This window comes from Calidifontimicrobium sp. SYSU G02091 (genome assembly GCF_022631395.1).
In the GTDB taxonomy this organism is placed as follows: Bacteria; Pseudomonadota; Gammaproteobacteria; order Burkholderiales; family Burkholderiaceae_C; genus Calidifontimicrobium; species Calidifontimicrobium sediminis.
In genome coordinates this window covers 15,159-37,912 of the sequence record NZ_JALBGB010000003.1, presented here as the reverse complement: position 1 = coordinate 37,912, position 22,754 = coordinate 15,159, and the positions used below count along the sequence as shown (strand labels likewise).

At 73.0% G+C, this 22,754-nt stretch carries 22 protein-coding genes; 9 read left to right on the top strand and 13 right to left on the bottom strand.

All coding sequences use genetic code 11. The features are described 5' to 3' along the window. Window positions 1-3 precede the first annotated feature (3 nt). Together MOJ79_RS02835 and MOJ79_RS02830 are read right to left on the bottom strand one after the other, a co-directional pair. Window positions 4-2,073 carry a putative bifunctional diguanylate cyclase/phosphodiesterase gene (locus MOJ79_RS02835; RefSeq protein WP_241922788.1) on the bottom strand — a complete coding sequence of 690 codons (2,070 nt, stop codon included), beginning with the start codon at window positions 2,071-2,073 and terminating at the stop codon, window positions 4-6. After that, window positions 2,070-3,374: an HD-GYP domain-containing protein gene (locus tag MOJ79_RS02830; protein WP_241922787.1), complete on the bottom strand. Its 1,305-nt coding sequence runs from the start codon at window positions 3,372-3,374 to the stop codon at window positions 2,070-2,072. Before MOJ79_RS02830 ends, MOJ79_RS02835 begins: the two co-directional genes overlap by 4 nt. 217 nt (window positions 3,375-3,591) lie before the next feature. Here MOJ79_RS02830 and pobA point away from each other — a divergent pair, with 217 nt between their 5' ends. The 7 genes from pobA to MOJ79_RS02790 all read left to right on the top strand — a co-directional run bounded on the left by pobA (window position 3,592) and on the right by MOJ79_RS02790 (window position 10,101). Continuing rightward, window positions 3,592-4,770 (top strand): 4-hydroxybenzoate 3-monooxygenase, encoded by a 1,179-nt coding sequence (pobA, locus tag MOJ79_RS02820; protein WP_241922786.1) that lies wholly within the window; start codon window positions 3,592-3,594, stop codon window positions 4,768-4,770. Window positions 4,771-5,231: 461 nt separating this feature from the next. Further along, the gene (locus MOJ79_RS02815) at window positions 5,232-6,419 is read left to right on the top strand and encodes an ABC transporter substrate-binding protein (protein ID WP_241922928.1); all 1,188 of its coding nucleotides are present in this window, start codon (window positions 5,232-5,234) and stop codon (window positions 6,417-6,419) included. Between the two features lie 63 nt (window positions 6,420-6,482). After that, complete coding sequence (locus MOJ79_RS02810; RefSeq protein ID WP_241922785.1) at window positions 6,483-7,355, top strand: branched-chain amino acid ABC transporter permease; 873 nt, start codon at window positions 6,483-6,485, stop codon at window positions 7,353-7,355. Next, a complete protein-coding gene (locus tag MOJ79_RS02805) occupies window positions 7,348-8,328 on the top strand; it encodes a branched-chain amino acid ABC transporter permease (protein WP_442863091.1) in 981 nt (326 codons plus the stop codon). The genes MOJ79_RS02810 and MOJ79_RS02805 overlap by 8 nt, the downstream gene beginning before the upstream one ends. Continuing rightward, window positions 8,325-9,071 carry an ABC transporter ATP-binding protein gene (locus MOJ79_RS02800; RefSeq protein WP_241922784.1) on the top strand — a complete coding sequence of 249 codons (747 nt, stop codon included), beginning with the start codon at window positions 8,325-8,327 and terminating at the stop codon, window positions 9,069-9,071. Before MOJ79_RS02805 ends, MOJ79_RS02800 begins: the two co-directional genes overlap by 4 nt. Further along, window positions 9,071-9,775, top strand: coding sequence for an ABC transporter ATP-binding protein (locus MOJ79_RS02795; protein ID WP_241922783.1), 705 nt, complete (start codon window positions 9,071-9,073; stop codon window positions 9,773-9,775). Before MOJ79_RS02800 ends, MOJ79_RS02795 begins: the two co-directional genes overlap by 1 nt. Window positions 9,776-9,798: 23 nt before the next feature. Further along, the gene (locus tag MOJ79_RS02790) at window positions 9,799-10,101 is read left to right on the top strand and encodes an antibiotic biosynthesis monooxygenase family protein (RefSeq protein ID WP_241922782.1); all 303 of its coding nucleotides are present in this window, start codon (window positions 9,799-9,801) and stop codon (window positions 10,099-10,101) included. Between the two features lie 25 nt (window positions 10,102-10,126). Here the strand turns inward: MOJ79_RS02790 and MOJ79_RS02785 are convergent, their stop codons facing one another. The 4 genes from MOJ79_RS02785 to MOJ79_RS02770 are packed head-to-tail and all read right to left on the bottom strand — an operon-like array spanning window position 10,127 to window position 14,387. Further along, complete coding sequence (locus tag MOJ79_RS02785; RefSeq protein WP_241922781.1) at window positions 10,127-10,624, bottom strand: MarR family winged helix-turn-helix transcriptional regulator; 498 nt, start codon at window positions 10,622-10,624, stop codon at window positions 10,127-10,129. 28 nt (window positions 10,625-10,652) lie between these two features. After that, the gene (locus tag MOJ79_RS02780) at window positions 10,653-11,633 is read right to left on the bottom strand and encodes a Bug family tripartite tricarboxylate transporter substrate binding protein (protein WP_241922780.1); all 981 of its coding nucleotides are present in this window, start codon (window positions 11,631-11,633) and stop codon (window positions 10,653-10,655) included. A gap of 49 nt (window positions 11,634-11,682) precedes the next feature. Then, window positions 11,683-13,581, bottom strand: coding sequence for a feruloyl-CoA synthase (locus MOJ79_RS02775; protein ID WP_241922779.1), 1,899 nt, complete (start codon window positions 13,579-13,581; stop codon window positions 11,683-11,685). Continuing rightward, complete coding sequence (locus MOJ79_RS02770) at window positions 13,578-14,387, bottom strand: crotonase/enoyl-CoA hydratase family protein (protein WP_119354150.1); 810 nt, start codon at window positions 14,385-14,387, stop codon at window positions 13,578-13,580. The genes MOJ79_RS02775 and MOJ79_RS02770 overlap by 4 nt, the downstream gene beginning before the upstream one ends. A gap of 192 nt (window positions 14,388-14,579) precedes the next feature. On the opposite strand from MOJ79_RS02770, the gene MOJ79_RS02765 reads away from it, so the two are divergent. Further along, window positions 14,580-15,443 carry an amidohydrolase family protein gene (locus MOJ79_RS02765; RefSeq protein ID WP_241922778.1) on the top strand — a complete coding sequence of 288 codons (864 nt, stop codon included), beginning with the start codon at window positions 14,580-14,582 and terminating at the stop codon, window positions 15,441-15,443. A gap of 12 nt (window positions 15,444-15,455) precedes the next feature. On the opposite strand, the gene MOJ79_RS02760 is transcribed toward MOJ79_RS02765, so the two are convergent. Both MOJ79_RS02760 and MOJ79_RS02755 read right to left on the bottom strand, forming a co-directional pair. After that, window positions 15,456-16,097, bottom strand: coding sequence for a hypothetical protein (locus MOJ79_RS02760; RefSeq protein WP_241922777.1), 642 nt, complete (start codon window positions 16,095-16,097; stop codon window positions 15,456-15,458). 62 nt (window positions 16,098-16,159) lie between these two features. Beyond that, window positions 16,160-17,092, bottom strand: coding sequence for an ornithine cyclodeaminase family protein (locus MOJ79_RS02755; protein WP_241922776.1), 933 nt, complete (start codon window positions 17,090-17,092; stop codon window positions 16,160-16,162). Between the two features lie 76 nt (window positions 17,093-17,168). Here MOJ79_RS02755 and ald point away from each other — a divergent pair, with 76 nt between their 5' ends. Beyond that, on the top strand, window positions 17,169-18,290 hold the full coding sequence (ald, locus tag MOJ79_RS02750; protein ID WP_241922775.1) for an alanine dehydrogenase: 1,122 nt from the start codon (window positions 17,169-17,171) through the stop codon (window positions 18,288-18,290). A 27-nt stretch (window positions 18,291-18,317) separates the two neighbouring features. Here the strand turns inward: ald and MOJ79_RS02745 are convergent, their stop codons facing one another. From MOJ79_RS02745 to MOJ79_RS02725, 5 genes are all read right to left on the bottom strand, one after another. Beyond that, window positions 18,318-18,674 carry a hypothetical protein gene (locus MOJ79_RS02745; RefSeq protein WP_241922774.1) on the bottom strand — a complete coding sequence of 119 codons (357 nt, stop codon included), beginning with the start codon at window positions 18,672-18,674 and terminating at the stop codon, window positions 18,318-18,320. Between the two features lie 66 nt (window positions 18,675-18,740). Continuing rightward, window positions 18,741-20,126, bottom strand: coding sequence for a formimidoylglutamate deiminase (locus MOJ79_RS02740; RefSeq protein ID WP_241922773.1), 1,386 nt, complete (start codon window positions 20,124-20,126; stop codon window positions 18,741-18,743). Next, window positions 20,119-20,922: an N-formylglutamate deformylase gene (hutG, locus tag MOJ79_RS02735; RefSeq protein ID WP_241922772.1), complete on the bottom strand. Its 804-nt coding sequence runs from the start codon at window positions 20,920-20,922 to the stop codon at window positions 20,119-20,121. The genes MOJ79_RS02740 and hutG overlap by 8 nt, the downstream gene beginning before the upstream one ends. Next, a complete protein-coding gene (hutI, locus tag MOJ79_RS02730; RefSeq protein WP_241922771.1) occupies window positions 20,919-22,160 on the bottom strand; it encodes an imidazolonepropionase in 1,242 nt (413 codons plus the stop codon). The genes hutG and hutI overlap by 4 nt, the downstream gene beginning before the upstream one ends. Beyond that, window positions 22,157-22,723: a HutD/Ves family protein gene (locus tag MOJ79_RS02725; RefSeq protein WP_241922770.1), complete on the bottom strand. Its 567-nt coding sequence runs from the start codon at window positions 22,721-22,723 to the stop codon at window positions 22,157-22,159. The genes hutI and MOJ79_RS02725 overlap by 4 nt, the downstream gene beginning before the upstream one ends. Between the last annotated feature and the right edge of the window lie 31 nt (window positions 22,724-22,754).

Here is a 22,754-nt window from a genome sequence, read left to right as displayed (position 1 = left end):
GCGTCAGCCGCGCACGCGCAGGTGCCGCGTGACCTGCGCGACGTCGAGCGCCGGCGCGATCAGCCAGCCCTGCATCTCGTCGCAGCCGGCGGCGGCGAGGAACTCGCGCTGCGCCTCGGTCTCGACGCCCTCGGCGATCACCTTCAGCCCGAGCGCGTGCGCGATCTGCACGATCGCGCGCACGATGCCGGCATCGCCATCGTCGCCGGGCAGCCCGCGCACGAAGCCGCGATCGATCTTCAGCCGCCCGATCGGGAACTGCTTCAGGTACGCCAGGCTCGAGTACCCGGTGCCGAAGTCGTCGATCGCGAGCTGCACGCCCAGCCGCGCCAGCGCGTGCAGCCGCTCGAGCGCGCCGTGCGCGCCGCGCAGCAGGATCGACTCGGTCAGCTCGAGCTCGAGCAGATGCGGCGGCAGCGCGTGCTCGCGCAGCACCTGCGCGACGCGGTCGACGAAGCCTTCGTGCTGGAACTGCAGCGCCGAGACGTTGACCGCCACCGGCACCGCGAGCCCCTGCGCGTGCCAGTGCGCGGCCTGGCGCGCGGCGCGCTCGAGCACCCAGTCGCCGATCGCGACGATGAAGCCGGTGTCCTCGGCCACCGGGATGAACGCGCCCGGCGGCACGTCGCCGCGCTCGGGGTCGCGCCAGCGGATCAGCGCCTCGACGCCGACGAGGCGGCCGTCGGCGAGCGCGACCTGCGGCTGGTAGTGCAGCCGGAAGCGGTTGCTCGCCAGCGCGAGGCGCATCGCGTGGTCGAGCTCGAGGCGCAGGCGCAAGTCGGTGCCGGCCGCCTGCGCGCGGTGCACGCGGTAACCGGCGCGTCCGCCCTGCTTGGCGTGCTGCATCGCGGTCTCGGCGTGGCGCACCAGCTCCTCGGGCTGGTGCGCGTCGCGCGGGAACAGCGCGACGCCGACGCTGCACGTCACGGTGAACGCGCTGCCGTCGACCTCGAACGGCGCGGCGACGACGTCGAGCACGCGGCGCGCGCCGCGCTCGGCGCCCTCGGCGTCGGCGCGGTGCAGCAGCAGCACGAACTGGTCGCCGCCGACGCGCGCGATCAGGTCGCCCTCGCGCAGGCCGGCGCGCAGCCGCGCGGCGACTTCGCGCAGCACGCGGTCGCCGGTGTCGGGGCCGAGGCTGTCGTTGACCTGCTTGAAGTGGTCGAGGTCGAGGTACAGCAGCGCGAAGCCGAACCCTTCGCGCAGCGCGAGCGCCGCGGCCGGCGCGAGTCGCGCTGTCAGGTAGCGCCGGTTCGGCAGGCCGGTCAGCGCGTCGGTGAACGACATCTGCTCGACGCGGCGGTCGGCCTCGATGCGCTCGGTCAGATCGCGGAACGAATAGACGCGCCCGCAGGCGAGCTCGCCGTGGCGCTGCGGCAGGCTGACGCGCTCGACGACGCGGCCGTTGCGCAGCGTCAGGCGGTCCTGCGCGCCGGCGTGCGCGCTCGTGCGCAGCAGCTCGACGCGGCGCGCGTCGTCGGCCGGCTCGACGATCTCGCGCGCCATCCACGCGAACACGGCGTCGGCGTCGCGCGCGCGCAGCAGCGACTCGGGCATCTCCCACAGCTCGGCGAAGCGCCGGTTCCACGCCTGCACGCGGCCGCCGAGGTCGGTGACGAGCAGCGCGTCGGCGGTCGACTCCAGCGTCGCCTGCAGCTCGGCGACGAGCCGCTCGCGTGCCTGCTCGGCGGCGTGCTGCTCGGTCAGGTCGACCAGCGTGACGATGAAGCCGCGCCCGTCGCCGGCCGGGCGCACCCAGCGCTCGACGTGGCGCAGTTGACCGTCCAGCCGCGCCAGCGTCGTGCGCGAGCGCAGCGACGCCGTCGGCGCGAGCGCCGACTCGGCCCAGAACGCGGCGTCCTCGGGCGTGGCCAGCAGCGACTCGGCCGGCGCGCCGATCACCTCGTCGCGCGCGAGACCGAGCAGCGCGAGCGCGGCGTCGTTGACGGCGCGCACGACGCGCGTCGCGCCGTCGACGCGCCACGCCGCGACGCCGAGCGCCTCGATCGGCACCGTCGCGGGGTCGCCCGCGGCGCCGTCGCGGCGGGCGTCGGGCCAGCGCAAGACGGTCACGCCGCAGTCTCCGGCGCGCCGTCGTCGGGCGGCGGCGCGGCCTCGAAGAAATAGGTCACGCGCGTGGCCGGTGCGAGGTACTGCAGCGCGTCGGGCGGCAGCTGCTGCGGCCTGACGCTGCGCCGGATGCCCAGCGACGGCTCGCGCTCGAGGTCGAGGTACAGCGCCTCGTCGCGCGGCACCTTGCGGTCGTGCACGAGCACGCGCGGCTTGAGCGGGCGTGCCGAGTTGACCGTCATCACCATCGCCCAGCGGTCGTCGGTCAGCTGCACGATCGAGCCCGGCGGGTAGACGCCCATCATGCGGATGAACGAGCTCAGCACCGTGGCGTCGAAGCGCTGGCGCCCCTGCGCGAAGATCAGCGACATCGCCTCGTGCGGCGTCACCGCGCGCCCGGGCTGCAGCGGATTGCACAGGTTGTCGTAGCGGTTGACGAGCGCGACGATGCGCGCGGCCTGCGTCATGCGCTCGGCGGTGAGTTTCTGCGGGAAGCCGCTGCCGTCGGCCATCTCGTGGTGCTGCGCGATCACCAGCAGCGCGCCGGCGGCCAGCCCCATCTTGCGCCCGTGCGTGATGCCGTGCGCGACGTGCTCGCGGTACAGCCGCGTCTCGGCGCTGGTGAACGCATCGTCGGGGTGGCGCACGCGGTCGGGCAGCTCGAGCTTGCCGATGTCGTGCAGCAGTGCGCCGGTACCGAGTTCGATGAGCTCGTCGGCACCCAGGCCGAGCAGCTTGCCCAGCAGCAGCGAGACGATCGTCACGTTCAGCGCGTGCGCGCCGGCCCGGTCACCGACACCCATCGTCAGCAGGCGGATGCAGGTCTCGTCGTGGCCGCGCATCTTGTCGACCAGCGCGCGACTGAGCGCGACCGTGCGCTCGCGCGCACCGGCCGGGTCGGCGACGACGAGGTCGGCGCTTTGCCGCCACTCGCGCGCGGCCTCGCCGTACTGGCGCTCGCACAGCGCGAGCGCCGCGCGCTGCGCGGCCAGCGTCTCGCGACGCCGCCGCTGTGCCGCCTGCTCGGCGGTTTCCGACGGTGCCACCGCGTCGGCGGACGGTCCGCCCGCCGGGGGCGGCCCGGCGGGCGGTTCGGCGGCCTCGTCGGGAGCCAGCAGGCTCTTTTCGGGGCTCCAGCGCACCTGCGCGAGCCCGAGGCTGCGGATCGTGGCGATCTGCTCGGCGCTGTCGATGCGAAAGCTCGACAGCGGAAAGGGATGCGACATCCACCCCACGTCGAGGTGGACGTACATCCCCACGCGCAACTGGTGGACGGGGATCGACGGCGTGGAGGCGGCGGACATGGCAACGGCGTGCGACCGGGGCACTCAGGGGGATTTCGGCCGCTACGGCGGCGACTTGAATCACGCCGGCGGGCGGCCGCCGGCCGCGCCCGCCGGCACGCCAGCGATCGAAAAGTGCAAGTTGTGCGCCGTCTCGAGACATTGCCGGCGCGTCGGGTGGGGCGTAGTCTCGGCCACGCGTCGCTGACGCAGGATCCATCCAACGCGGAGACTTCCCATGCGCACCCAGGTTGCCATCGTCGGCGCGGGCCCGTCGGGCCTGCTGCTCGGCGCGCTGCTGGCCAAGGCCGGCATCGACGCCGTCATCGTCGAACAGCGCAGCGCCGAGTATGTGCTCGGCCGCATCCGTGCCGGCGTGCTCGAGCAGGTCACGGTCGACCTGCTCGACGAGGTCGGCGTCGGCGAGCGCATGCACCGCGAGGGGCTCAAGCACGACGGCTTCGAGCTGTGCTTCGGCGGCGCGCGCCACCGCATCGACCTGTACGGGCTGACCGGCGGCAAGCGTGTGATGGTCTACGGCCAGACCGAGGTCACGCGCGACCTGATGAACGCACGCCACGCCGCCGGGCTGCCCACCATCTACGAGGCCGACAACGTCGCGATCCACGGCTGGGACACCGACCGGCCGAGCGTCACCTACCGCAAGGGCGACGAGACGCACACGATCGAGTGCGACTTCATCGCCGGCTGCGACGGCTTCCACGGCGTGTGCCGCGCGAGCATCCCGCCGGCCAAGCTGCAGACGTTCGAGAAGGTCTACCCGTTCGGCTGGCTCGGCGTGCTGTCGCGCACGCCGCCGGTGTCGCACGAGCTGATCTACGCCAACCACGAGCGCGGGTTCGCGCTGTGCTCGATGCGCTCGCACACGCTCAGCCGCTACTACGTGCAGTGCTCGCTCGACGACCGCGTCGAGCAGTGGAGCGACGAGATGTTCTGGGACGAGTTGCGCGCGCGCCTCGACCCCGAGGCGGCCGCCAAGCTCGTCACCGGGCCGTCGATCGAGAAGAGCATCGCGCCGCTGCGCAGCTTCGTCACCGAGCCGATGCGCTTCGGGCGCCTGTTCCTCGCCGGCGACGCGGCGCACATCGTGCCGCCCACCGGCGCGAAGGGGCTGAACCTGGCGGCCACCGACGTCGGCTTGCTCGGTCACGCGCTGATCGAGCACTACCACGAGAAAAGCTCGGCTGGCATCGACCACTACTCGGCGCGCGCGCTGCGCCGCGTCTGGAAGGCCGAACGCTTCAGCTGGTGGTTCACGACGCTGATGCACAAGTTCCCCGAGACCGGCGCGTTCGGCCAGCGCATGCAGCAGGCCGAACTCGAGTACCTCGTCGGCTCGCAGGCAGCGCGCACGACGATGGCCGAGAACTACGTCGGCCTGCCGCTGGAAGGCTGAGCGCGCGGTCGGGGCGCCGCCGCGTGCCGCGGCGCTGCAGACGTTCGAGCGGGCGTGCGCACGTGCAACATCGTGCATCGCGGCAGCGCGCACCAGCGACCAGACCGGCGGGACGACCACCCGCCGAGTCGCGTCGCCGTGCCGATCGGAGCCTGCGACCGGGGCGTCACGATCCGATTTGCATAGGGCAAACCCCAGTTCCCGCTTCCGCCGCGAGCCGTCAGCATTGCGGCATGCACGATATTGCACGTTTGCGGGTCCAGCCGCTGTCACCGCGCGGGCCTGCAGGCACGGGCGGTGAGACCGCTGCGCCGGCCGCCACCGCGCACGACGCCGGTGCCTTGGCAGCGCCGTCGGGGTCCGCCCGGCTCGATCAGGCAAACCCCGGTGCCTTCGCGGCGGTTTCGAAGGCATGCTTGCCGCCTTCGTCCGTGCCCAACCCCTCCCTCACCCGAACACCCATGAGCACCCTCCTGTCCTGCCACCGTCGCCGGGCTGCCTGGCTGGTCGCCGCCGCCGCGGCCGTCTTCTGCGTCGCCGCGCCGGTCCACGCCCAGGGCCAGCCGATCAAGGTCGGCCTGATGCTGCCGTACACCGGCACCTTCGCCGCGCTGGGCGACATGATCGAGAAGGGCTTTCGCCTGTACGTCGACGAGCAGGGCGGCAAGCTCGCCGGGCGCGAGCTGCAGTTCGTCAAGGTCGACGACGAGTCGGATCCGGCCAAGGCCACCGACAACGTCAACAAACTGATCCGCCGCGACAACGTCGACGTCATCGTCGGCACCGTGCACTCGGGCGTGGCACTCGCGATGGCGCGCGCGGCCAAGGAAAGCGGCACGCTGATGATCGTGCCCAACGCCGGCGCCGACGCGATCACCGGCGCGCAGTGCGCACCGAACATCTTCCGCACGAGCTTCAGCAACTGGCAGCCCGGCTACAGCACCGGCGTCGTCGCCGCGCAGAAGGGCTACAAGCGTGCGATGACGATCACGTGGAACTACGCCGCGGGCAACGAGACCGTCAAGGGCTTCACCGAGGCGTTCGAGAAGGGGGGCGGCAAGGTCATCAAGGAGCTGACGCTGCCGTTCCCGAACGTCGAGTTCCAGGCGCTGCTGACCGAGATCGCGGCGCAGAAGCCCGACGTCGTGTTCGCGTTCTTCGCCGGTGGCGGCGCGGTCAAGTTCGTCAAGGACTACGACGCCGCGGGGCTGAAGAAGACGATCCCGCTGCTGGGCTCGGGCTTCCTGACCGACGGCACGCTGCAGGCGCAGGGCGAGTCGGCGCAGGGGCTGATCACGACGCTGCACTACGGCGACAACCTCGACACGCCGCGCAACAACGCCTTCCGCAACAAGTTCGCGGTGACGTACAAGCTCAACCCCGACGTGTACGCGATGCAGGGCTACGACGCGGCGCAGCTGCTGGCCGTCGGGCTCAACGCGGTCAAGGGCGACGTCACGAAGAAGGACGCGATGTTCGCCGCGATGAAGAAGGCCAAGATCGACAGCCCGCGCGGCACGTTCACGATGAGCCCGCAGCACAACCCGACGCAGGACTTCTACATCCGTGAGGTGCGCGGCAACTACAACGTCGTCACCGGCGTGGCGGTCAAGGCGCTCGCCGACCCGGGCCGCGGCTGCCGGATGTAAGCGCGCCACATCCCTACCGCTCGGAGCCGAAGGGCGGCCCCTGCCGCCCTTTCTTTTGCCGCCGTGGATCTCGCGACCTTCCTCGTCCAGTGCCTGAACGCGGTCCAGTACGGGCTGCTGCTGTTCCTGCTCGCGTCCGGGCTGACGCTGATCTTCGGGATCATGGGCGTCATCAACCTCGCGCACGGCAGCTTCTACATGATCGGCGCGTACATGGCGTTCGTGCTCGCGCCGCACTTCGCCGACCAGTTCCTGCTGATGCTGCTGGCCGGCGTCGTGCTGGCCGCCGTCTTCGGCTTCGTGCTCGAGTGGGCCTTCTTCAGCTTCCTCTACGAGCGCGAGCACCTGCAGCAGGTGCTGATGACGTACGCGCTGATCCTCGTGTTCGAGGAGGCACGCTCGCTGCTCGTGGGCAACGACGTGCACGGCGTGCCGGTGCCGGGCTGGCTCGCCGGCAGCGTCCCGCTCGGCGAGCTGATGACGTACCCGGTGTACCGGCTGTTCGCGTCGGGCGCGTGCATCGTGCTCGCGGTGGCGATGTACTTCGTCGTCAACCGCACGCGGCTGGGGATGATGATCCGCGCCGGCGCGAGCAACCGCGACATGGTGCGCGGGTTGGGCGTCGACATCAAGACGCTGTACCGCATCGTGTTCGCCGCCGGCGTCGCGCTGGCCGCGCTCGCGGGCATGATCGCCGCGCCGATGTCCAGCGTCTACCCGGGCATGGGCGGCAGCGTGCTGATCATCTGCTTCGTCGTCGTGGTGATCGGCGGCATCGGCTCGATCACCGGCGCGCTGGTCGCGTCGCTGCTGGTGGGCTTCGTCGACACCTTCGGCAAGGTGTTCTTCGCCGAGTACAGCGGCATCGGCGTGTACCTGCTGATGGCGATCATCCTGATCTGGCGGCCCGAGGGGCTGCTGACGCGCCGTGCCTGAGGCCCGCACCGCCCGCGCACCCGGCTGGCTCGTGCCGGCCGCGACGGCGCTCGTGCTCGCGCTGCTGCCGCTGGTGGCCACGCCGTACCAGCAGGACCTGATCGTCAAGATCATGATCTTCGCGATCTTCGCGCTCAGCCTCGAGCTGCTGATCGGCCAGACCGGGCTGGTCAGCCTCGGCCACGCGGCGTTCTTCGGCATCGGCGCCTACGTGACGGTGCTCGCCTCGCCCGAGTACGACCCCGGCTCGGTGTGGCGGCTGCTGCCGCTGGCGGTGCTCGCCGCGGCGGCATACGCCGTCGTCGTCGGTGCGCTGAGCCTGCGCACGAAGGGCGTGTACTTCATCATGGTCACGCTCGCGTTCGCGCAGATGGCCTACTTCGTGTTCCACGACACCAAGCTCGGTGGCGGCAGCGACGGCATCTTCCTCAACGTGCGCCCCGAGCTCGCGCTGCCGGGCGTCGTGCTCGACTTCGCCGACAAGCCGGTGCGCTACTACGCCGCGCTCGTGCTGCTCGTGGGCACCTACGCACTGCTCGCGCTCGTGCTGCGTTCGCGCTTCGGCCGTGCGCTGGCGGGCATCCGCGTCAACGAGCAGCGCATGCGCGCGGCCGGCTTCCCGACCTACGCGTACAAGCTCGCCGCGTTCGTGCTCGCCGGTGCGCTGGCCGGCGTCGCGGGCTTCCTCGTCGCCGTCAAGGACGCCGCCGTCAACCCCGAGCTGCTGAGCTGGCACGAGAGCGGCGCCGTGATGCTGATGGTGATCCTCGGCGGCATCGGGCATCTGCGCGGCGCCGTGATCGGCGCGGCAGCGTTCATGCTGCTCAAGGAGCTGTTCTCGACCCATTCGCTGGTCGGCTGGCTCGCCGACCACTGGCAGCTGACGCTGGGCGTGACGATCATCCTGTTCGTCGCGTTCCTGCCCAAGGGCCTGATCGGCCTCGGCGCGCGCCTGCGGGGGCTGAAGCGATGAGCGACGTCGTGCTCGCCTGCGAAGGGCTGACGCGCCGCTTCGGCGGGCTGGTGGCCGTCAGCAACGTGTCGCTGCAGTGGCGGCAGGGCGAGATCCACGCCGTGATCGGCACCAACGGCGCCGGCAAGAGCACGCTGATCAACATGCTGTCGGGCGAGATCGCGGCCAGCGACGGGCGCATCGTGCTGCGCGGCGAGGACGTCACGCGCTGGTCGCAGCCCAGGCGCGCGCGCGCCGGCGTCGGCCGCAGCTACCAGCGCACGACGATCTTTCCCGAGTTCAGCGTGTTCGAGAACGCGCGGCTGTGCGCGCAGGCCGCGCGAGCGCGCCCGTGGGCGCTGTGGGAGGCCGCGCACACGTGCCCGCACGCGAGCGCCGTCGCACGCGACGCGCTGGCCAGCGCCGGGCTCGCCGAACTCGCCGACCGCCCCGCCGGCAGCCTCAGCCACGGCGGCAAGCGCCAGCTCGAGATCGCGATGTGCCTGGCCACGCAGCCGCAGGTGCTGCTGCTCGACGAGCCGCTCGCCGGCATGGGCGCCGAGGAAACCGACCGCATGCTCGGCCTGCTCGAAGGGCTGAAGGCGAAGCACGCCGTGCTGCTCGTCGAGCACGACATGGACGCCGTGTTCCGCGTCGCCGACCGCATCACCGTGATGGTCAACGGCGAGGTGATCGCGAGCGACACCCCGGCGCGCATCCGCGACAACGCGCAGGTGCGCATCGCCTACCTGGGGGACCACTGATGGCGGCGCTGCTGCAGGCCACCGGCGTGCACGCGTACTACGGCGACAGCCACATCCTGCGCGGCGTCGACCTGACGCTGTCGCCCGGCGAGGCGGTGGGCCTGCTCGGGCGCAACGGCATGGGCAAGACGACGCTGATCCGCACGCTGATGGGCTACGTGCGCGCGCGCCAGGGCCGCGTGCACTGGCAGGGCGCCGACGCGACGAACCAGCCACCCGAGAAGATGGCCCGGCGCGGCATCGGCTACGTGCCCGAGGGCAGGGGCATCTTCCCGAACCTGTCGGTGCGCGAAAACCTCGTGATGACGGCGCGTCCCGGCCCCGACGGCCGCCGCGACTGGACCTTCGAGCGCGTGATGGCCACCTTCCCGCGCCTGGCCGAGCGACTGAACCACGGCGGCCAGCAGCTGTCGGGCGGCGAGCAGCAGATGCTCGCGATCGGCCGCGCGCTGATGACGAACCCGCAGCTGATGATCCTCGACGAAGCGACCGAGGGCCTCGCGCCGCTGATCGTCGCCGAGATCTGGCGCGTGATCGGCGAGATCCGTGCCAGCGGCATCGCGACGCTGATCGTCGACCGCAACTGGCGCACCGTGCTCGCGCAGACCGACCGCGCCGTCGTGCTCGAGAAGGGGCAGGTCGTGATGCAGGGCGACTCGGCGCAGCTCGACCTCGACGAGCTCAGCCAGCGGCTGGGCGTGTAGCGCTGTTCACACCGGAGCCGAACGTGATCCTCGAAGTCGCCGACATCCGCATCCAGCCGGGCCGCCAGGCCGAATTCGACGCCGCGATCCAGCACGGGCTCAACGAGGTCATCGCGAAGGCGCAAGGCTTTCGCGGCTTCAAGGTCAACAAGGGCGTCGAGAGCCCCGAGCGCTACCTGCTGATGATCTTCTGGGACACGCTCGAGGACCACACGGTGCACTTCCGCGGCGGACCGCTGTTCGCGCAGTGGCGCGCGATCGTCGGCCCGTTCTTCGCCGCGCCGCCGCAGGTCGAGCACTTCACGCTGCTGGCCAAGTCGGCCTGAGCGGCACGCCCGCGCCGCGTGCGGGTCAGGCGCGCGCGAGCTTGCCCAGCAGTTCGAGCAGCATCGCGCGCTCGGCCGGCGACAGCGCGTCGGCGAGCCAGTCGTCTTCCATCGTCTGCGCGATGCGCTGCGCGCGCTGCACGAGGGTGCGCCCCTCGGGCGTCAGCAGCACGTCGAACGCGCGGCCGTCGGCGGCACTGCGCTGCCGGCGCACGAGACCGCGCTCGGCGAGCCGGTCGACGAGCGCGGTCATCTTCGGTGGCGTCACGTCGAGCGTGAACGCGAGCTGCGACGGTGACGCGCGGTCGTTGGCCAGCAGCAGCATCAGCAGCGAGAACTCGACCGGCCGCAGGCCCAGCGGCGCGCCGACGTGGCGCTGGAACACGCGCCGCGCCGGCACCGCGGCGCGCGACAGCCGGTAGCCGACCAGGTGCGCGAGTAACGTCGCGTCCAGCGGCGCGGGGCCGCGCGCACGCGGCCCCGCTTCGGCAGTCAATACGCTGCCGGACTCGTCGAGCGCCACCGCCCCTCCTGCCCTGCCGGTGCGCGGATCAGGCTTCGGGCGTGAAGCCGACCTTCTTGACGATCGGCCCCCACTGCGCGTTCTCGTTGCGCACCGCGGCCGCCATCTCGGCCGGCGTGTTCGACGCCGCTTCGACGCCGAGCTGGGCGAAGCTCTCGATCACGTCGGGCTGCGCAACGGCCTGCCGGATCGCCTGCGCCGCCGCGCTGACGACGTTGGCCGGCGTACCCGCGGGCATGAAGAAGCCGTACCACTCGCCCATCACGAGGTCCTTGAAGCCCTGCTCGGCGTAGGTCGCGACGTCGGGCGTGAAGCGCGAGCGCGCGCTGCCCGAGGTCGCGAGCAGGCGCAGCCGGCCGGTCTTCAGGTGCGGCAGATAGTCACCCACCGGCGACGAGAACGCGCTCACCTGGCCGCCGAGCAGGTCCTGGATGCCGGGTGCCGAGCCGCGGTACGGCACGTGACGCAGGTCGACGCCGCTGTCCTTGGCCAGCAGCGCGGCGAGGAAGTGCGGCGGCGAGCCGGCGCCGGGCGAGCCGTAGTTGGCGTTGGCCGGGTTCGCCTTGGCCCACTCGAGGAAGCCCTTGATGTCCTTGACGCTGTCGGGCACGGCCGGGCCGACGCCGAAGCCGAATTCGATGCGCCCGCCGATGCTCACCGGCGTGACGTCGTTCGGCCCGTAGCTCAGCGAGCGGTAGATGTGCGGGTACAGCGTGATCATGCCGGCCGGCGTCAGCAGCATCGTGCTGCCGTCGGCCGGGCTGCGGCGCAGCTCCTCGACGCCGAGCCGCCCGCCGGCGCCGGGCTTGTTCTCGACGATCGCGTTCTTCGCATAGGTGCCGCGCAGCTTGTCGGCGACGCGGCGCGAGACGGCGTCGGTGGTGCCGCCGGGCGGGAAGCCGCAGATCACCTTCAGCGTGTCGACGGTCTGTGCGTGTGCGGCGGTGGACCAGCCACCGAGCGCGGCGGCACCGGTGGCGACGATGAACTCTCGGCGCTGGATGGACATGGCTCGTGTCTCCTGGGGATGGATCGGTCAGGAAAGAAACGTGCGCGGTTCAGCGCACGGGTGGTGCGCCCGCGGGCGCAGGGGAAGACGCGGTGGGCAGCAGGCGGTACGGGTCGCCGCCGTCGTACAGGGCCTCGACGAGCGCCGCGCGGTGGTGCAGCACGGCGCGCTGGTTGATCGAGCCCTTGTCGGTGACTTCGCCCTTGTCGATCGACGGCGGCTCGACGAGCACGTGTGCGCGCGCGACGCGCGTCGAGCTGCCGGTGCCCTCGGCCCACAGCCGGTCGAGCAGGCGCTGGAAGAACGCGCGCACCGCGGGGTGGTGAATGACCTCGGGCGCCGGCGCCTCGGCCGGCAGGCCGGCGAGCTTGCGGCACTCGTCGAGGCGCGGGAACACGAGCATGCCGACGTCGTCGCGGTTCAGCCCGGTGATGACGGCGTCCTGCACGCACGGCGCGCCGGCCATGATGATGCGTGCGCGCAGCGGGCCGACACTGACGAAGGTGCCGGTGGCGAGCTTGAAGTCCTCGGCGACGCGGCCGTCGAACAGCAGCCCCTTCTGCGGGTCGGCGGGGTCGACCCACCTGACGGCGTCGCCGGTGCGGTAGAAGCCCTCGTCGTCGAATGCCTCGGCGGTCTGCTCGGGCGCGCGCCAGTAGCCGGGCATCACGTTCGGGCCGCGGAAGCGGATTTCGACCTTGTCGTCGGCGGCGGCACCCATCGGCACGAGCTTGGCCTCGACGCCGGGCAGCGGCAGCCCGATGTGGCCCGAGCGCACCGCGGTGCCGAGCGCGAAGGTGCACGCCGGCGAGGTCTCGGTCATCCCCAGGCCGGTGAACATCGGGATGCGCTCGCCGACCGTGCGCTCGGCGAGTTCCTCGAGGTGGTCCCACACCGCCTGGCTCAGCCCGGCACCTGCGTACATGAAGGCCTGCACGCGGCTGAACAGGCGCTCGCGCAGCGCTGCGTCGTGCTCCATCGCGGCGGCGATCTCCTCGAAGCCCTTGGGCACGTTGAAGTAGACGGTGGGCGCGATCTCGCGCAGGTTGCGCAGCGTCTCGCCGATGCCCTGCGGCGTCGGCTTGCCGTCGTCGATGTACAGCGTGCCGCCGTTGTAGAGCACGATGCCGGTGTTGTGGTTGCCGCCGAAGGTGTGGTTCCACGGCAGCCAGTCGACGAGCACCGGCGGCTCGTCGGCGAGGAACGCAAACGCCTGGCGGATCATCTGCAGGTTCGCGCACAGCATGCGCTGCGTGTTGACCACGGCCTTGGGCTGCTTCGTCGAGCCCGACGTGAACAGGAACTTGACGACGGTGTCGGGGCCGACGCGCGCGTGCGCGGCGTCGGCCTCGACGCCGGGGGCCGTCGCCAGCAGCGACGCGAACGGCGTCGTCGCGCGCTCGGGCAGCGCACCGGCGCCGAGCACGACTTCGACGTCGGCGGCCACCGTGGCGGCGATCGCCTTCGCGTAGCTCGCATCGGCGGCGTAGACCAGCCCCGGCGTCGTCGTCGCCAGCACGTGGCGCAGCTTGCCGAAGTCCTGCGAGATCAGCGAGTACGCCGGCGACACCGGCACCACCGGCACGCCGACCCACATCGCGCCGAGGTACAGCGTCAGGTGCTCGAGGTCGTTGCCCGACAGGATCGCCAGCGGCCGCTCGACCGACAGCCCGCGCGCGGCCAGCGCCTGGCCGACGGCGCGTGCCCGCGCGAGCATCTGCGCGTAGCCGATGTGCACCCACTGCCCGTCGGGGCCGCGCCGTGCCGCGAACGTGCGCTGCGGTGCCTCGCGCGCCCAGTGCTCGAGGCGGTCCGTCAGGCGCGGCGGGTACGGCTGCAGCGGCTCGGTCGAGCGCAGCAGCGTCGTGCCGTCGGCGCGCCGTTCGACGACGGCCTCGAGGCAGCCGCCGACGCGTGCGGCGCGGTAGCGCGGCGCGGCGGCGCTCACGACTTGGCCACCTTGCCCGCGCGACCCTCGAGGAAGTCGCGCATGCGCTGCTTGGCCGACGCATCGCCCTGCGCGATCGCGGCCATCAGCGACTCGACGAACAGGCCGTCGGACTGCGACAGGTCGGCGATGCGCGGCAGCGCCTGCATCACGGCGAAGTTCGACAGCGGCGAGTTCGACGCGACCTTCTGCGCCAGCGCGATCGCCTTGGCCAGGCCCTCGCCGTCGCCGACGCGGTAGTGCGACAGCCCCACGGCCTGTCCCTCGTCGGCGTCGAGCACGCGGCCGGTGAGCATCATGTCGGTCATGCGCGCGACGCCGACCAGCCGCGGCACGCGCGCCGAGCCGCCACCGCCGACGAACAGGCCGCGCTGCCCCTCGGGCAGGCCGTAGAACGTGCTCGCCTCGGCCACGCGCAGGTGGCACGCGCTGGCGAGTTCGAGCCCGCCGCCGACCACCGCGCCGTGCAGCACCGCGATCACCGGCACGCGGCCGAACTGGATCGCGTCCATCGTCGCATGCCACATGCGCGAGTGCGCGACACCCTCGAACGTGCTGCGCTCGCTCATCTCCGACAGGTCGAGCCCGGCGCAGAAGTGCTGGCCCTCGCCGCTGAGCACGACGGCGCGCACCTCGGCCGGCCAGTGCAGGAACGCCGTGTGCAGCTGCGTGACGAGCGTGTCGTTGATCGCGTTGCGCTTGTCGGGGCGCATCAGCCGCAGGTGCGCGATCGGGCCGGCGATCTCGATGCGCAGCAGGTCGAGCGCGGCGAGCACGCCGCTGGCGGGGGTAAAGGACGGAGTCATCGGGCCTCGCAGTCGATATTTCAGAGTAGAAACTACTGGCGCGGCGCGCGGCACCGGGATTACCCGCATGGCCGCGGCCGAACCTTCAGGGATCATCGTCGGCACCGCGCCGACACCGCCGGCGCGCGCAGCGCCGGTGCACTTGCTTTCGATTCTGAACTTGATGGCGGCACACGCCGCCGGGAGCCCGCCATGAACGTCGCCGACCTCATCGCGATCGACGTGCACACGCACGCCGAGGTCTCGTGCTGGAACCCGTTCGACGCCTATGGCGAGGAGTACGACCGCGCGGCCGACAAGTACTTCCGCTCGAACCGCCGCCCGACGATCGCCGAGACGGTGGCGTACTACCGCGAGCGCAGGATCGGCCTCGTGATGTTCACCGTCGACAGCGAGGCGCAGCTCGGCCGCCGCCGCATCCCGAACGAGGAGGTCGCCGAGGCCGCGCAGCACAACGCCGACATGATGATCGCGTTCGCGAGCATCGACCCGCACAAGGGCAAGATGGGCGCTCGCGAGGCGCGGCGGCTGATCGCCGAGCACGGCGTCAAGGGCTTCAAGTTCCACCCGACCGTGCAGGGCTTCCTGCCCTACGACCGCATGGCCTGGCCGCTGTACGAGGTGATCGCCGAGCACAAGCTGCCGGCGATCTTCCACAGTGGCCACTCGGGCATCGGCAGCGGCATGCGCTGCGGCGGCGGCCTGCGGCTGCAGAACAGCAACCCGATGCTGCTCGAGGACGTTGCGATCGACTTCCCCGACATGCAAATCGTCGTCGCGCACCCGAGCTGGCCTTGGCAGGACGAGGCGCTGAGCCTCGCGCTGCACAAGCCCAACGTCTGGATCGACCTGTCGGGCTGGAGCCCGAAGTACTTCCCGCCTCAGCTCGTGCAGTACGCGAACACGCTGCTGAAGGACCGCATGCTCTTCGGCAGCGACTTCCCGCTGATCACGCCCGAGCGCTGGATGAAAGACTTCGACGAAGCCGGCTTCAAGCCCGAGGTCAAACCGCTGATCCTGAAGGACAACGCAGTGCGCCTGCTCGGGCTGGGCTGAACGCCGCGCACGCTAGAACCCGACCGACAGGCCGAGCAGCGCCTCGGCCTGCGTCAGCGTGTCGCCCTTGATCGACACCACGCATCCGCCCGAGCAGAAGAAGCCGCCGCGGCTGTTGACGAGCGTCACGTGGCCGCGCAGCTCGGCGCGCAGCGCCACCGCCGGCGCCAGCGGCCACTGCAGGCCGAGGCCGACGTTCATCGATGGCCGCGTCTCGCTCGTCAGCCCGTCGAGGCCGGGCGAGAAGTGCGTGACGCCGAGGCCGCCGACGGCGTAGGCACCGCCCCTCGCGGCATCGCCGTCGATGAAGACGCGCCCACCGACGTGGACATGCGTCACGTCGACGGCGACCGTGCCCGCCTCGCCGAACGCCGAGCCGGGCAGGCCGCTGCGCTGGCGCGAAACGAACAGCTGCATCTGCCGGCCGTCGCCGAGCGGCCAGTCCAGGCTCGCGGCCCAGGTCGCCCCGCCCTCGAGTGTCAGCGTGCGGCCGTCGACCTCGTCGGTGAACGCACCGCCGGCACGCGCACCGGCGTAGACGGTGATCGCGCTCTGCGCCGCGCACGGCAGCACCAGTGCGAGCAGCGCGGCGGCGAGCGCCATGCGGACGGGTTCGAAACGGTGGGCGGCGGTCAGCGTCATCGATCGGCTCATCGGGCTCTCGGGGTCTCGGCGGGATCGGGGCGCAGCGCGGGCAACGGCGGCGGCTCCGGCGGTCAGCCGCGCGCCGCCGCGTCGACGAGGATCGCCGCGGCGAGGTCTTCGAGCGCGATGCCGACCGACTTGAAGACGGTGCGCTCGTCGCGCGAACGCCGCCCGCGCACGTCGCCGCGGCATAGCGCGGCCAGCGTGCCGCGCACGTCGGTGGCGGCGAAGACACCGCGCGCCATCGGCGCGAGCAGGTCGCCGCTCTTGGCGAGCGCCTCGTCGGTGTCGACGTAGATCGCCGCACCCGCGAAGCAGTCGTCGTCGGCCTCGCGCATCGCCGGCGTGAAGCCGCCGATCAGGTCGAGGTGGCTGCCCGCGCGCAGGTGCCTGCCGTGCACGAGCGGCTCGTCGGCCAGCGTCGCGCAGCTGACGACGTCGGCCGCACCGACGGCGGCGTCGAGGTCGTCGGCCGCGACGGCGTCGAAGCCTTCGCGCTGCCAGTCGGCCGCGAGCGCGCGCGCCGCGTCGCGCCGCCGCGCCCACACCGTCACGCGCCCGAGCGGGCGCACCGCGCGGTACGCCGCCGGCAGCAGCCGCGCGATGCGCCCCGCGCCGACGACGAGCAGGTGACGCGCGTCGTCGCGCGCGAGGAACGACGCCGCCAGCGCCGAGGCCGCCGCCGTGCGACGCGCGGTGATCACGTCGCCGTCGATCAGCGCACGCGGCGCGCCGGTGGCGGCGTCGAACAGCGTGTAGGTCGCGTGCACCGCTGGCAGGCCGCGCGCGGCGTTGTGCGCAGCGACGTTGACGACCTTGACCCCGTAGTGGCGCGCGGTCCACGCCGGCATCAGCAGCGACGTCACCGCCCCCGCGTCGGCGCCGATCGTGTGCACGTGCCGCGGCGGTACCGCGCAGCCGGCGGCGAACATCTCGCGCAGCGCCGGCACGAGCCGCTCGAACGGCAGCGCGGCACGGGTGGCGTCGGCGTCGAACAGTCGCATCGGGGGCAGCGGCAGCGGTTGGCCCGCAGCATACTCGGGCCCTCGCGAAAGCGAGACGAAGAACGGGAGACGAACGATGCGCGTCGGCGTGCCCAAGGAGATCAAGCCGCAGGAACACCGCGTCGGCCTGACGCCGGCCGCCGTGCGTGAGTACGTGGCGGCTGGCCACGAGGTGTGGGTGCAGGCCGGCGCCGGAGCCGGCATCGGCGCCGACGACGACACCTACGCCGCCGCCGGCGCACGCGTCGTCGACACCGCCGAGGAGGTCTGGGCCGGGTGCGCGCTGATCGTCAAGGTCAAGGAGCCGCTCGGCGACGAAAGGCGCTGGCTGCGCGAGGGGCAGATCCTGTTTACCTACCTGCACCTGGCCCCCGATGCGGCGCTCACGCGCGCGCTGCTGGACAGCGGCTGCACCGCGGTGGCCTACGAGACGGTGACCGACGCCGCCGGCGGGCTGCCGCTGCTCGCGCCGATGAGCGAAGTCGCCGGGCGCCTGGCGATCGAGGCGGCGGCGTTCGCACTGCGCAAGCCCGCCGGCGGCCGCGGGCTGCTGCTCGGCGGTGTGGCGGGCGTGCCGGCGGCGCGCGTCGTCGTGCTCGGTGCCGGCGTCGTCGGCACGCACGCGGCGCGCATGGCGGTGGGCCTGGGCTGCGAAGTCACGGTGATCAACCGCACGCTGCCGCGGCTGCGCGCGCTCGACGAGCTGTTCGGCGGGCGCGTGCGCACGCGGCTGGCCACGCGCGAGGCGATCGACGACGAGCTGCGCGCGGCCGACGTCGTCGTCGGTGCCGCGCTGGTGCCCGGCGCGCGCGCACCGCAGCTCGTCACGCGTGCGATGCTGGCCGCGATGAAACCGCTCGCGGTGCTGGTCGACGTCTCGATCGACCAGGGCGGCTGCTTCGAGACCTCGCGGCCGACGACGCACGACGCGCCGACTTACGTCGTCGACGGCATCGTGCACTACGCGGTGGCCAACATGCCGGGCGCGGTGCCGCTGACGTCGAGCCACGCGCTGAACCACGCGACGCTGCCGTTCGGGCTGGCGCTGGCGGCGAAGGGCGAGCGCGCCCTCGTCGACGACCCGCACCTGCGCCGCGGCCTCAACGTGCACCGCGGCCGCGTGACCTGCGCCGCGGTCGCCGAGGCACAGGGGCTGCCGTTCGTCAGCGCCGAGCAGGCGCTGGGCGTCGCGGGCTGAGCGCCCGGCGCGCGCACGACGACGGCCTCACTTCGGCGCCTTCGCGGCCTGGTCGAGCACCTCGAGCTGCAGCCGCAGCAGCCGCAGGCTCAGGTCGATCTCGCGCACCGCGGGGTGCGCCGGCGTGTAGCGCAGCAGCATCTCGGCACGCCGCGCTTCCAGTGTGCGCACGTGCGCCTCGATCTCGTCGCGCGGCCGCAGCGGCGGCGCCGGCACCGCAGTGACGAAGCGCTCGAGCGAGTCGAGCCGCGCTTCGGCCGCCTGCAGACGCCGTTCGAGCGCCGCGGCTTCGGGCGTCGGTCCCACGGGCGCCGACGCGCAGCCGGCCACCACCAGCGCGATCGACAGCGCGGCCAAAGCAGTCGAACGTTGCCAACCCGCCATCGACAGCTCCTCGTCACCGCGACGCCGCCAACCGGCACGCGCAGCGCCCGGTCCGTCGATTCGCGTTCATCGTTCGCACCACAGTTCGTGCATCGCCGCCTCGAAGCCGGCGACGATGGCCTCGCGCCGCGGGTGCGCGCCACCGCGCACCGCCCAGCGCCCGGCGACGAGCACGCCCGCCCACGGCCGCGACGGACTCGAGAACACGGCGGCGTCGAGCCAGCGCCCGGCCGGCACGCCGGTGAGCGCCGCGTCGCGCGCGTCGGCGAGCAGGGCGTCGGCGCGCGCGCCCGGCTGCAGCCCCCAGCGGCGCTGCCCCGCGGCGGCCGCACCGCCGCGCAGCACGGCGTCGAACAGCCGCTCGGCCGTCGACGCGCGGCCCTGCGCCGGCGCGGCGGCGACGTTGCGCTGCCGCCGCACGAGGCGCTGGCCGTAGTCGAGCCAGCGCAGTTCCTCGCGCCAGTCGCGCGTGACATGGCTGTCGGAGCCGACGGCCAGCGGCACGCCGGCGGCGAGCCAGCGCGGCAGGTCGGGCAGGCCGTCGCCGAGGTTGGCCTCCGTCGTCGGGCAGATCACCACGCCGGCACCGCTGGCGGCCACCGCATCGATCTCCGCCGGCAGCGCGTGCGTCGCATGCACGAGCTGCCAGCGCGCGTCGAGCAGGCCTTCGCGCGCGAGCCACTCGATCGGCCGCGCGCCGGTCGCGGCAATGCAGTCGTCGACCTCGGCGGTCTGCTCGGCGGCGTGGACGTGGATCGGGCCGTCGAAGTCGGCGGCCGCGCGGCGCAGCGCGTGGATCGACGCCGGCGCCGCCGCCCGCAGCGAGTGGATCGCGACACCCGCGGTCAGCGCCGGCCGGCCGCTCGCGGCGATCGCGCGCGCCATCTGCCACACCGATGCCGCCGTCGTCGCGAAGCGGCGCTGGTCGTCGCGCAGCGCCGGCTGCGCGAAGCCGGCACGCTCGTACAGCACCGGCATCAGCGTCAGCCCGACGCCGACCTCGGCCGCGGCGTCGGCGAGCGCCCACGACATCGCGAGCGGGTCGGCGTACGGGCGGCCGTCGGCGTCGTGGTGCAGGTAGTGGAACTCGCACACCTGCGTGTAGCCGCCGTCGAGCAGCTCGAGGTACAGCATCGCCGCGACGGCGCGCAGCTGCGCCGGCGTGACGCGCAGCGCGACGCGGTACATGCGCTCGCGCCAGCTCCAGAAGTCGTCGGCTTCGCTCTCGCGCCGTTCGGCGAGCCCGGCGAACGCGCGCTGGAACGCGTGGCTGTGCGCGTCGACCAGCCCCGGCAGCAGCGGGCCGCCGAGCACTTCGGCGCCGGGCGGCGGCTGCGCGACGCCCGGCGTCACCTCGGACCAGCAGCCGTCGGCACCGACGCGCAGCAGCACACGCTCGCCCCAGCCCGTGTGCAGCCACGCGTGCGGCGCCCACAGCAGCGGCTCAGTCACCCGGCCTCCATGCGAGCATCGTGCGCAGCAGTTCGCGCAGCACCGGGCGCAGCCGCCCGGCGCGCGCCGGGTCGATGCGGTACGGCGGCTGCTCGTCCATGTACGTCGACCAGCACATCTCCATCTGCACCACATGCACGCCGTCGCCGGGGCGGCCGTAGTGGCGCGTGATCCAGCCGCCCTTGAAGCGGCCGTCGACGACATGGGTGTACGCGTGCTGCCCGCGCAGCACGCCGGTGAGTGCCTCGCGCAGCGACGGCGCGCAGCTCGTGCCGCCGGCGGTGCCGAGGTTCAGGTCGGGCAGCGTGCCGTCGAACAGCCACGGCAGCGTCGACTTGATGCTGTGCCCGTCCCACAGCAGCGCGACGCCGTGCTCGGCCTTCAGCCGCGCGAGCTCGGCGGCGAGCGCGTCGTGGTACGGGCGCCAGTACGCGTTCAGGCGCGCGGCGACGTCGGCGTCGTCGGGGGCGCAGCCGTCGCGGTACAGCGCATCGCCGCTGAAGAAGCGTGTCGGCACCAGCTCGGTGTTGTTCGCACCCGGGTACATCGGCGCGTTCTCGGGAGGACGGTTCAGGTCGACGACGTAGCGCGAGTGCACGGGCACGATCAGGCTCGCGCCGAGTTCGTCGGCGATCGGCGCGTAGATCGCCTCGAGGTGCCAGTCGGTGTCTTCGACCGCGCGGGCGCGGTCGACCAGCCGCGACGCGATCGCCGGCGGGATGTGCGTGCCGACGTGCGGCAGGCTCACCAGCAGCGGCGTGCGGCCGCGGCGCAGCGTGAACGTCGCGGCGGTCATCGCAGCGGCTCCTCGCGCCCGCCTTGCACCACCCGGCACGCCGGGCGCTGGCCGAAGGCGTAGGCCAGTTCGCGCGGGTGCTCGACGCCCCAGGCGACGAAGTCGGCGCGCAGCCCGGCGGCCAGGCGCCCGCGGTCGTGCAAGCCGAGCGCACGCGCGCCGTGGACGGTGACGCCGCGCAGCGCCTCCTCGGGCGTGAGCCGGAACAGCGTGCAGGCCATGTTGAGCATCAGCAGCGGCGACAGCGTCGGCGACGACCCCGGATTGTGGTCGGTCGCCAGCGCGATCGGCACGCCGGCGGCACGCAGCGCGTCGACCGGCGGCAGCTTGGTCTCGCGCAGGAAGTAGAACGCGCCGGGCAGCAGCACCGCGACCGTGCCGGCGCGCGCCATCGCGGCGATGCCGGCGTCGCTCAGGTATTCCAGGTGGTCGCACGACAGCGCACCGAATGCCGCGGCGAGCGCGGCGCCACCCTGGTCGCTGAGCTGCTCGGCGTGCAGCTTGACCGGCAGGCCCAGCGCGCGCGCCGCCTCGAACACGCGCCGCGTCTGCGCCGGCGTGAACGCGATGCGCTCGCAGAACGCGTCGACCGCGTCGACGAGCCCGTCGGCGTGCAGCACCGGCAGCCAGGTGCACACCGCGTCGACGTAGTCGTCGGCACGCCCGTCGAACTCGGGCGGCAGCGCGTGTGCGGCCAGGCACGTCGTGCGCACCGTGAGCGGCAGCTCGCGCCCGAGGCGGCGCGCGACGCGCAGGCAGCGCGCCTCGTGCTCGAGCGCGAGGCCGTAGCCCGACTTGATCTCGAGCGTCGTCACGCCCTCGGCGCGCAGCGCGAGTGCGCGACGCCGCGCGGCGGCGAACAGCGCGGCCTCGTCGGCGGCGCGGGTGGCCGCCACCGTCGAGCGGATGCCGCCGCCGGCGCGCGCGATCGCTTCGTAGCTCGCGCCCTGCAGCCGCAGCTCGAACTCGGCCGCGCGGTCACCGGCGTAGACGAGGTGCGTGTGGCAGTCGACCAGCCCGGGCGTGACGACGGCGCCGCCGAGGTCGACTTCGGCGGTGACGCCGGCGTCGCGCGGCAACTCGGACTCGGCGCCGACCCAGGTGATCGCGTCGCCCGCGGTGACGATCGCGCCACGCTCGATCCAGCCCCAGCCGGCGGGATCGGCGAGCGTGGCCAGCCGCGCGCCGCGCCACAGCGTGCGGCCGGCGGGCTGCGGGATCGCGTCGGTGTCGGTCATGCCTCCTCCAGCGTCAGCCAGAATGCGCGTCGGCCCTCGCGCAGCGTCCACGTCGCCGCGTCGCGCGCATCGGACCACCAGAGCGTGCCGGGGGCCAGCGCTTCGGTGCGGCCGTCGACGTCGAGCAGCGCGGCCGCGTCGGTGTACAGCGCGCGCAGCGCGACCTCGCCCTCGAGCCGGCTGCCCGGCGCCGCGACGCGCAGCGTGGCCACGCCCGCGCCACGGCGCGCCATCACGTTGAGGTCGCGCGTCGGTCCGGCGACGAGGCGGCACATCGGCGCCGCCTCACCGTCGAAGGCCAGCGGCGCGTCGTCTGGCGTGAGCGTCACGTCGCCCGACGGCAGCGCCAGACGCACACCGTCGCCGTGCAGTACCGCGAACCAGCGCTCGACGCCGGGAAACGGTGAGAACGGGCCATCGGTGGCGATCTCGGCGACGCTGACGCGCAGGCGCCACGGCTCGTGCGCGCCGCGCGCCGGCGGCCACGCGAGCAGTTCGCGCGTGGTGCCGCCGCCGTTGCGCCAGGGCTGCGGCGGGCAGTCGGCGAGCAGCGCGTGCGGCATCGTCAGCCTGCGAAGGCACGCAACGCGCGCC